Origin of the sequence: Desulfonatronospira sp. MSAO_Bac3, assembly GCF_003838035.1 — a bacterium.
Taxonomy (GTDB): domain Bacteria; phylum Desulfobacterota; class Desulfovibrionia; order Desulfovibrionales; family Desulfonatronovibrionaceae; genus Desulfonatronospira; species Desulfonatronospira thiodismutans.
Genome location: NZ_QYZY01000024.1, coordinates 1 through 9,540 on the forward strand (window position 1 = coordinate 1; position 9,540 = coordinate 9,540).

7 protein-coding genes are annotated in these 9,540 nt (G+C 54.1%); 3 read left to right on the forward strand and 4 right to left on the reverse strand.

Features of this window, described 5'->3' with window-relative positions; all coding sequences use genetic code 11:
* A partial coding sequence (locus tag D5S03_RS00690; RefSeq protein ID WP_287042380.1) for an Hpt domain-containing protein occupies positions 1-488 on the forward strand: 488 nt, incomplete at its 5' end.
* Positions 489-748: 260 nt separating this feature from the next.
* Here D5S03_RS00690 and D5S03_RS00695 read toward each other — a convergent pair.
* The 4 genes from D5S03_RS00695 to D5S03_RS00710 form a co-directional block, all read right to left on the reverse strand.
* Positions 749-1,135 (reverse strand): hypothetical protein, encoded by a 387-nt coding sequence (locus tag D5S03_RS00695; RefSeq protein WP_287042381.1) that lies wholly within the window; start codon positions 1,133-1,135, stop codon positions 749-751.
* A 178-nt stretch (positions 1,136-1,313) separates the two neighbouring features.
* A complete protein-coding gene (locus D5S03_RS00700) occupies positions 1,314-4,445 on the reverse strand; it encodes an efflux RND transporter permease subunit (protein WP_008869459.1) in 3,132 nt (1,043 codons plus the stop codon).
* The gene (locus D5S03_RS00705) at positions 4,445-5,635 is read right to left on the reverse strand and encodes an efflux RND transporter periplasmic adaptor subunit (protein ID WP_287042382.1); all 1,191 of its coding nucleotides are present in this window, start codon (positions 5,633-5,635) and stop codon (positions 4,445-4,447) included. The genes D5S03_RS00700 and D5S03_RS00705 overlap by 1 nt, the downstream gene beginning before the upstream one ends.
* Positions 5,636-5,711: 76 nt before the next feature.
* Positions 5,712-6,017: a hypothetical protein gene (locus tag D5S03_RS00710; RefSeq protein ID WP_008869461.1), complete on the reverse strand. Its 306-nt coding sequence runs from the start codon at positions 6,015-6,017 to the stop codon at positions 5,712-5,714.
* Positions 6,018-6,334: 317 nt separating this feature from the next.
* Between D5S03_RS00710 and D5S03_RS00715 the strand changes: the two genes are divergently transcribed.
* Positions 6,335-7,876, forward strand: a complete 1,542-nt coding sequence (locus D5S03_RS00715) for a sigma-54 interaction domain-containing protein (protein WP_287042383.1) — start codon at positions 6,335-6,337, stop codon at positions 7,874-7,876.
* Between the two features lie 252 nt (positions 7,877-8,128).
* Positions 8,129-9,253, forward strand: a complete 1,125-nt coding sequence (locus D5S03_RS00720; protein WP_287042384.1) for a DUF362 domain-containing protein — start codon at positions 8,129-8,131, stop codon at positions 9,251-9,253.
* Positions 9,254-9,540: the final 287 nt, after the last annotated feature.

The following is a 9,540-nucleotide window of genomic DNA, read 5'->3' on the forward strand; positions in this document are numbered from 1 at the left end:
AGTTTGCTGAAACACCTGAACAGCTGTATGAACTAATTCAGGCTCAAAATTTTAAGGAAGCTCAAATAGTGGCCCATACACTCAAAGGTCTGGCCGCCACACTGGAAGCTGACAAGCTCAGTATGGCCGCAAGAGAGCTGGAAAACGCCCTTTCCGAAGGCAACACTGCCAACCTGGATAATCTGCTGGATAATTTAAGAATAGAGCTTTCACCGGCAGTAGAGGCAGCCAAGTCTGTGGCTGTGAAAAAAAAGACTGGAGAAACGACAGAAATACAGTTCCAGGATGCTGATCCAGAGCAGGCTCGAAGACATCTGCATGAACTTAAAGAACTTATTCGTTCCAACAACTACAGAGCCCGTAAGTATCTCGAAGACCATAAAGGAATCATTGCCAGCCCTGACAATATCAACGAAATTGAAAGTGCCTGCAAAGCTCTGGAAGAACTTGATTACCCCAGGGCAATGAAAATCCTTGAGACGCTATAGTACTACAGCGACACTTTGTGTAAATGTAAACATTCAGGGGGCAGGTACCAGCCATTAGTCATCACCGAGTACCCCCTGGAATGGTTACAAGGTAACCATTCAGGGGGACCTCGGTGGTGGTTGATGGCACAAGGCCAGGGGACTGTCCCCGCTAAGTGATGATTATGATGCTTCACAAAATTTTGCGTCTGTACTTTTCAGTTGTGCAGTAAAAGTGTCGCGGGGACTGTCCCCCTGGCCGTTATCTGCCCCTTGAATGGTTACTCATGAACCAGCTGGTTCCAAAGCTTCTCGGAAGAAGTCTTGCGGACCATGGTTAATGTCAAAGAGCCAAATTCAGAGACAGCCCCTTCCAGGGGTATGGCGTCAAAAAGCATTCTTTGGGACTGAACGATCTTTTTACCGCCAGGCCTTGGATGTCGTCCTGCAGGCAGCTCAATTGCACCCTGCCTGCTCAGCGCAAATAAAATATCCCGGCAGGCCCGGTCTTTGAGCCAGCCATTGGGCTGCTTCCAGTCCCAGTACCGGCAAAGGGCCTTGGAAATCTCTGTTCGACCTTTGTTCCAGTACAGCTGGACAAAGTGACGGATGGTTTCCAGTTCCTCAGGGCCAATGACTCGACCCCGGATAACTTGTTTTTCTGCCAAAATGCCTCCTCCTTAGTGTTGGAGAAGGCTTTAACACAAACCAGATCTAGGCGTCATAGGTTTTAGGGCAGATTTTTAATTTTTTTTACCCCCTGAATGGTTACGTTCTAATGACTTGATAAAATAGCAACCAGATCCTCAGTAATGTCTTCTTGCAGCCATATCAGGGATTACACCTTTACCTTTTATCCCGGAACATTTTGCGGTTGTGAAAGTAAAAGGAGACATCGTCCATGAGCTTGTAAAAAAGAGGCACGAACAAAATGGCCACAGTGCTGGCCAGGAGCATGCCTCCCACCACCACGGTTCCGATCACCTGGCGGCTGGCCGCTCCAGCGCCTGTGGCGAAGACCAGGGGCAAAACTCCGATAATAAAGGTCATGGCGGTCATGACGATGGGCCTGAAGCGCTGTCTGGCTGCGCTCAAGGCTGCTTCGGTGGAGTTCATGCCTTCGTTTTCCCGGTTCTGGGCGGCAAAGGCAACTATCAGGATGGCATTCTTGGCAGCCAGACCTATGAGCACCAGAAGCCCCACCTGGAAATAAATGTCATTGGGAAATCCCCTGAGCATGGCGGCCAGAGAGGCACCAAGCACCCCGAAGGGGACCGCGGAAGCCACGGCCAGGGGCAGGGTCCAGCGTTCGTACTGGGCGGCCAGGATCAATACCACCATGACCAGACCCAGCCCGAAAGCCGTGCCTCCCGCACCGGCGGCAACATCGAGCTGGAAGGCCTCTCCGATCCAGCCCAGGCTTGTCTCTCCATTCCCGATTATCTTTTCCGCCACTTCTTCCACCGCCTCCTTGGCTTCGCCGGTGGTGTAGCCCGGTGCTGCGTCAGCCATTAGCCTTGCTGCGCTGTTGACATTGTACCGGTTGATTACATCGGGTCCCACGTCCCGCTCCAGGGAGACCAGGGAGGTCAGGGGCAGCATCTGACCATGCTCAGAACGTACAAACACCTTGCTCAGGTCCTCGGGCCGGCTCCTGAAATCCTTTTCCGACTGCAGGTTCACCTGCCAGTTGCGGTCCTGCATGGTAAAATCACCTACATACAGGGTCCCGAAAGTACTCTGCATGGTTTCATATACCTGATTTACGGGGACCCCCATGTCCCTGGACTTTTCACGGTCCAGATCCGCCCGGTAATTGGGTATGTCTGTTTCCAAGGTGGTCCTGGCATTGACCAGTTCCGGCCGCTCGTTGGCTGCAGCCATGAGTTCCCAGGCCATGGCCTCCAGCTCCTCAACATCCATGTCACCGCGCACTTCCAGATAGCCTTCAACTCCCCCGGCCAGGGAAAGGCCGACAATGGGCGGAGGGACAAAGGCCAGGATATTCGCCTCCTGGATCTCCTGCCCCATACCCATGACCTTTTCGGTCATGGACTGGGCATCCTGTCCCGGTTCCTGGCGTTCATCCCAGTGAGTCAGATTCACAAACCCCATGCCCATATGGGAACGCAGGGCCATATCAAAAATATCCACCCCGGCTATCCCGGTAAAACTTTCAACCTCTTCCATCTCCATCAGGCCGTCCATAACCTTGTCCCTGGCCTGCTCAGTACGGGAAAGGGAAGAGGCAGCCGGCAGTTCCATGGCCATTATAAAGCCGCCCTGGTCCTCCTGGGGGATAAGTCCTGGAGCCATCCTGGTCACAGCATAAACTGTGGCCCCGGTAAACACTGCAAAGAGAAGGACACCAACCGCTGCATGCCGCACCATCTTGCTCACCACCCAGACATAAGCACTGGTCTGCATTTCAAATGCCCTGTTGAACCAGACAAAGGGCCTTGGCAGCCGACCGCGCTGTCTGTCCAGGAGCAGGGCGCACATGGCCGGAGTCAGGGTCAGGGCCACTACGCCCGAGACCACCACGGACACGGCAATGGTCACAGCAAACTGGCGGTAGAGCTCCCCGGTCATGCCGCCCAGAAAGGCGGAAGGGGCAAACACGGCCACCAGAACCAGGGTGGAGGCAAGTACCGCTCCAGCCACCTGCTTCATGGTTTCTATGGAAGCCTCCCTGGCCTTGAGACTTCTTTCCCGCATGAGCCTTTCCACGTTTTCCATGACAATAATGGCGTTATCCACTACTATGCCGATGGACAGCACCAGCCCGAATAGGGTGAGCAGGTTTACGGAAAAACCCATGGCCAGCATGCCGGCAAAGGTGCCTATGATGGACACCGGTATGGCGGTTACAGGAATAAGCGTGGCCCGCAGGCGCTGCAGAAAGATGAAGGTAACCAGAACCACCAGGGCCATGGCTATAAGCAGGGTAATCAGCACTTCCTGGATGGAGGCCTCAATAAATTCGGTAACGTCGTAGCCCATGGTATAGTCTAAGCCTTCGGGAAAGTGCACTGACATTTCCTCCAGGGCTTCGTTTACCACTTCAGCGGTTTCCATGGCATTGGCCCCTGGTGCCAGAAAGACCCCCATCCCCACTGCCTGCTGACCATTATATTCAGCCGAGAATCCGTAGCGCTGCGGACCCAGCTCAGCCCTGGCCACATCCCCCAGGCGCAGGGTACTCACGTTTTTCCCGGAGCGCAGGATGATATCCTCGTACTCCTCCGGCTCTGCAAGCATTTCGTCGGTGCTCACGGAGTAAGTAAAATCCACCCCTGCAGGAGCAGGGTCAGCCCCAATCCGGCCAGCTGCGTAATGCGCACTCTGCTCCCGGATGGCATCCGCCAGGTCCGACGGGGTAAGGTCGTGACGGGCCAGTTTGTCCGGGTCCTGCCAGATGCGCATGGAGTAGTCCTCGGGGGCGAATACCGAGGCCTCGCCCACACCGGGCAGGCGGTTGAGTTCTTCCAGGACGTTCATAATGGCGTAATTGGCGATAAAAAGGCTGTCCCGGCTCTCATCCGGGGAATATAGGACCGGCACCATGAGGATATTGGTGGATCTGTCCTCGGCACGTACCCCCTGGTCGCGCACCGCCTGGGGCAGCCTTGGCAGGGCGGCCTCCACCCGGTTGTTTACGTTCACCGAGGCCATATCCGGGTCAGTACCCATTTCAAAGGTGACCACTATCTGCAGTGTGCCGTCATCTGTGGTTGTGGACTCCATGTAGAGCATATCGTCCACACCGTTTATCTCCTGCTCCAGGGGCGCTGCCACCGCTTCCGCCACAACCTCTGCGCTGGCTCCGGGATAACTGGCGTTTACCACTACTTCCGGGGGAACCACTTCCGGATATTGCTCCACCGGCAAAACGCGCAGGGCTGTTGTCCCGGCCAGGACTATGATAATGGAGATGACCGAGGCGAAAATGGGGCGGTTGATAAAAAATCTGAGCATTACTTCGTCTCCGGATTTTCTGCAGGCCGGGCCTGGACCTGTTCTCCGTCCTCCAGGGCCACCTGGCCGTTGACCACCACCCTGTCCTTCTCCTGCAGTCCCTCAAAGACCGCCCAGCCGTCCTCAAGTACAGGGCCGAGCCTTACATGGCGCACCTGGGCCACGTTGTCCTCATCCAGAACAAAGACCATGGGACCTTCCTGATCCTGCCCTACAGCACTTTCCGGCACAAGAAAGACATCCTCCAGGTTCTGCAGCAGAAGACGCACACGCACAAACTGTCCGGGCATGAGTTCCTGGTCCGGATTGGCAAAAACAGCCCTGTAGGCAACCTCACCGGTATCCGGATCCACAGTACTGGCTGTAAAGTCCACAACACCTTTATGCGGATATTTTTGATCTCTGTCGGGCATAAGCCTGGCCAGAAGAACATCCAGACCTTCCCGGCCTACCCTGGCCCCTTCCAGGAGCGATTTCGGGGGGAGAGCTTCTTCCGGACCGGCTTGTGCAGCCATTCTTCTAGCCACGGCTTCTTCCTGGGGAATGGAAAAGCGAACATGCACCGGATCATTCCGGGTCATGGTGGTCAAGAGATCTCCCCAGCTTAAAAGATTACCTTCAGAGACATCCTCCATGCCGGTAATTCCGTCCACCGGGGCGCTGACCCTGGTGTAGCGCAGGTTGCGGCGGGCGTCTTCTACATTGGCCTCTGCCCTGCTCACAGCGGCTCCTGCCAGTTGATACTCGGTCCTGGCCTCGTCTCTGGTCTGCTCACTTACAGTGCCCTGCTCATACAGCCTGGAGTACCTTTTCCAGTCTCTTCTGGCATGATCATATCCGGCCCGGGCGTCTTCCAGATCCGCCCTGGCCTGGCGAAGAGCTATCTCAAAGGGTTCCTGGTCAATGACAAAAAGTTCGTCTCCCTTGCTAACTACTTCACCTTCCTGGTAAAGCTTCTCTTCCAGGATGCCCTCTACCCTGGATCTAACCTGAACGGTGCTGGAACCGTGCACCCGGGCCGGATACTGCCTGAATACCTGCACATCCGTCTTGTGTACTTCCTGGTAACTAACCTTTGAGGGAGGAGCTTCCTGCTGCTCCGACTGTTCAGGGTTGTCGCCGTTGCAGGCGCTAAGGCCTGTTATAAGCAGCACTGCCATGAAGACTGCATGGTATTTAAAAATGCGCATAAATCTGCGGGATGGCATCCATTCCTCCGTAGTGTTCCGGGCAGGAAAAGCCGGCCGGCTTTTATTTGCCCCTGATTTATCTGCTGCCGATTGTCTGTCTTTTTCTGGCCTGATCCAGAGTCCATGCCGAATGAGCAACCCACCCAAACCTGGAAAGACACTCGACTATGCTCAGGCCTTCCGTGGAATAAGTCTGTCCACCGGGCCTTTCTTCCCATGTCAGCAGGATGACAATCTCTGTCTCCCAGTCCCTGCGCAAGAAAATGCTCACTGACTCCAGTCTGTCGCTGGCACCCGGTGAAATTTCCCTGGCCTTGTCCAGGGCTTTTTTCCTGCACTTATCATTGTATGCATGCACATGTATAATTTCCGTGTAGGACATAAAAAACTCGCTTCCTCCGGGCGGACCCTGCTTGAGTAATCATTCAGTAGGTGCCGGTAATCACAAACGAGCAAAATGAAAGCATGAAAAATGCCATAAAAAATATCCTTTAAAATCAGCAAGATTTGAATATAAAAAAGCATCAGCAGTCATATTTGACCAGAATGTTTTGTCATATTTGACTTTCCACCTGCATGCTGTCACATTTGACCAGCAGCCAGGCTCGAAGCCGCCTGTCCTGTATCAATGAGCCGATGTCCACAGCGCTATTGTGCAGGCCTCTCATATTGAACATTTACAAAACCCGGGATCAACCCATGGATCAAAACATTTTTTTCCGCGAAGCCACCATGCGCATATGCGGCAGCCTTGATCTGCAAAAAGCCATGCAGAACACCCTGGAATTTATCAGCAGCTACATTCCGGCAGACGCCCTGAATATCGGTCTTATAGATCCGGAACCAGGAGTCGCCCGCAGCGTTGTGCATATTTCACCGGATGACTGGCCTGAAAGCAGGTCCACAGTATCCATGCCTCAAAACATTGTTTCTAAGTTCACCAGGGAATGGGAATCAAAGCCCGGCTTTAGAATCCTCAATGACATTTCCCTGGAAGAGCCGGCGGTGCAGGAACTTATCCGGGCCTTCTGGCCCGAGGATGTTTCCCTGCTGCGCACTGACCTGGCCCTGGAATCCAGGCGCATGGGCCTCCTTCTCCTGGTGGCTGAAGGCAAAAACAGATATACCAAAGAACATGCCCGCATCATGAGCAGCCTGAACAAGCCTTTTTCCGTGGCCCTGGCCAATGCCCTGCAATACGAAGAGGCTATCCAGCTTAAAAACATGCTTGAGGACTACAACCGGGACCTGCGAAGTGAGCTGAGCGGCCTGAGCGCAGACAACAGGATCGTGGGTGCAGAATTCGGCCTGAGGCAAGTCATGCGCATGGTACGCCAGGTTGCCCCCCTGGAAAGCCCTGTGCTGCTGCAGGGCGAGACCGGGACAGGCAAGGAGATTTTTGCCAATGCCCTGCACGCGGCATCTCTCAGGTCGGACGGGCCATTTATAAAGGTAAACTGCGGCGGACTGCCGGAGTCCCTTGTAGACAGCGAGCTTTTCGGACATGAAAAAGGGGCGTTTACCGGTGCTATATCCAGAAACAGGGGCAGATTTGAGCGGGCGGACAAGGGGACCATTTTCCTGGATGAGATAGGTGAACTTCCCTTAAACATCCAGGCCAAGCTATTAAGAGTCCTGCAGCAAAACGAAATAGAACGTGTTGGAGGATCACGGACCATCCCGGTGGATGTCCGGATAATCAGTGCCACTCATCGCAACCTGGAACAGATGGTGCAGAAAGGTGAATTCAGGGAAGATCTCTGGTTCAGGCTGAATGTTTTTCCCATAATGATTCCTCCCCTGCGGCAGCGTCCCCAGGACCTGCCCGCCCTTCTGGATCATCTTATATCCAGAAAATGCAGGGAGATGAAAATCACCAGGGAAATCCGCATCCCTTCCGGGACAATAGACAGGCTGAAAAAGCGGGCCTGGCCGGGCAATGTCCGTGAACTGCAGAACCTGGTGGAACGCACACTGATTCAGGCCCATGCAGACAACCCGGACTCCGCAGTCCTGAACCTGGACCTTGCCGTCAGCGGGCAAAAAAGCATCGAGACAAACTTAGAAACCAGCGGCAACACACAGGTACTCACCTTTGAAGAGGCGGCTGCCCGCCATATAAAAAAGGCCCTGGAAGTTGCCCGGGGCAAGATTACCGGCCCGGGCGGAGCAGCGGAAATTCTGGGCCTCAATCCCAGTACGTTGAGGGGCAAAATGCGCAAACTGAATATCAGTCCATGATCCCGGCACCTGCTCCAGGGCTCCGGGGACCAGCCCGGCAGGCCACCTGCCCCGGGTCGATACATCTGCAGCCTTGTCATGGAAAACAAAATGAACCACAGAAAAAGCTTGCGTATTCACGGCCAAACATGCCTATACCAAAAACAGGCCTGACCGGCTCTTCTTCAAAGGGTCAGTGCCCTGACATGGCCAATAAAATAATACAGAAAGGAAAACGGTCCAAACCCTTATCCTGCCGGGACCAGGTGACTAATGGGACTTAAGAATTCATTGCAGCGGGTTTATATCTGCAGCGCAGCCTATGATGACCGCCTGGATGAAGTGGTGGAAAAAATCCTGGAGGTCTTTCCCCGGGAAAGAAAAGACAGGCTTATACTGGTCAAACCCAATATCCTGGGGCCCCACGCACCGGAAAAAGCTGTCACCACCCATCCCATGCTGGTAAAAAGCGTGGTCCGGGTCCTTGAGAAAAAAGGAGCCCGGGTTATTGTCGGCGACAATCCCGGCATGGGGGGATACGGCAAGGCTTTGCACTCGGCCCGCAAATGCGGCGTGCTTGAATGCGCCGGCCAATGTTTTGTCAACCTGGGACACAATCCGGTTCGAAAAGATATCCATTCAGACTACTTCAGCCAGGCCACCATATCCAGGGAAGTCCTGGAAGCAGACGAGGTCATTAACCTGCCCAAACTCAAGACCCATTCTTTGACAGTACTCACCGGGGCGGTAAAAAACACATTCGGCTACGTTGTGGGGGCAGACAAAATGTACCTGCATGCAAGCTGTCCTTCAGCAGCAGATTTTGCCCGGGGCCTTCTGGACATTTACCAGGTACGCCCACCGGAACTGAACATCATGGATGCAGTGCGGGCCATGCAGGGCAACGGGCCTTCCAACGGCACCCCGGTTTATCTGAACCGGATTCTGGCCTCGGACAATGCTGTCAGCCTGGATGCAGCTGCGACTCACATGCTGGGCATCAGACCTTCCCAGGTGCCGCACCTGGATTTTGCAGGCAAAATGGGACTTGGAGAAACAGACCCGGAAAAAATGAATATAAAAGGGTCCCTGGAAAAAATCCCTGGCTTTAAGTTTCCCGGGACGTTTATCCCCGGAATAACAGGGCTCGTGTTGAATCGCTACCTTTCCAGGTGGGCCAACTGCCTGCCTGAAGTAGTCAGCTCCAGGTGCATCTCCTGCGGGATCTGTGCCGGGCACTGTCCAGTGGGCGCAATGAGCATGTCTTCCAGCGGACCGGTGCTGGACAGGGACAAATGCATCAACTGCTACTGCTGTCAGGAAATGTGCCCTGAAGACGCCATCAGGCTTTCAGGCAGGTTTTTGCGTTTGCTTGGAAGAGGCTCTCGCCGGGAGTGAAACGCAATTAGAACGAACCACTCCCGGCCTTAAGAAGTATGGGAGTAAGGGCGTATGGGAGTATGGAAGTATGGGAGTAAAGGAGTCAAAATATCCTTACGCCCATACTCCCATACACCCATACTTTCTTCCTAAGGCGGGCCATGCCCGCAACCCAATAAATAAAAGAGTTTTTTGACAGGATTAACAGGATTAAGAGATTGATTAAGAGAAAAACATTTTTGTCCTGGCCGGAAGCCAGGCCAAAAGGTAATCACTCCAGCACTCACTTTTTTCCGGCACTCATG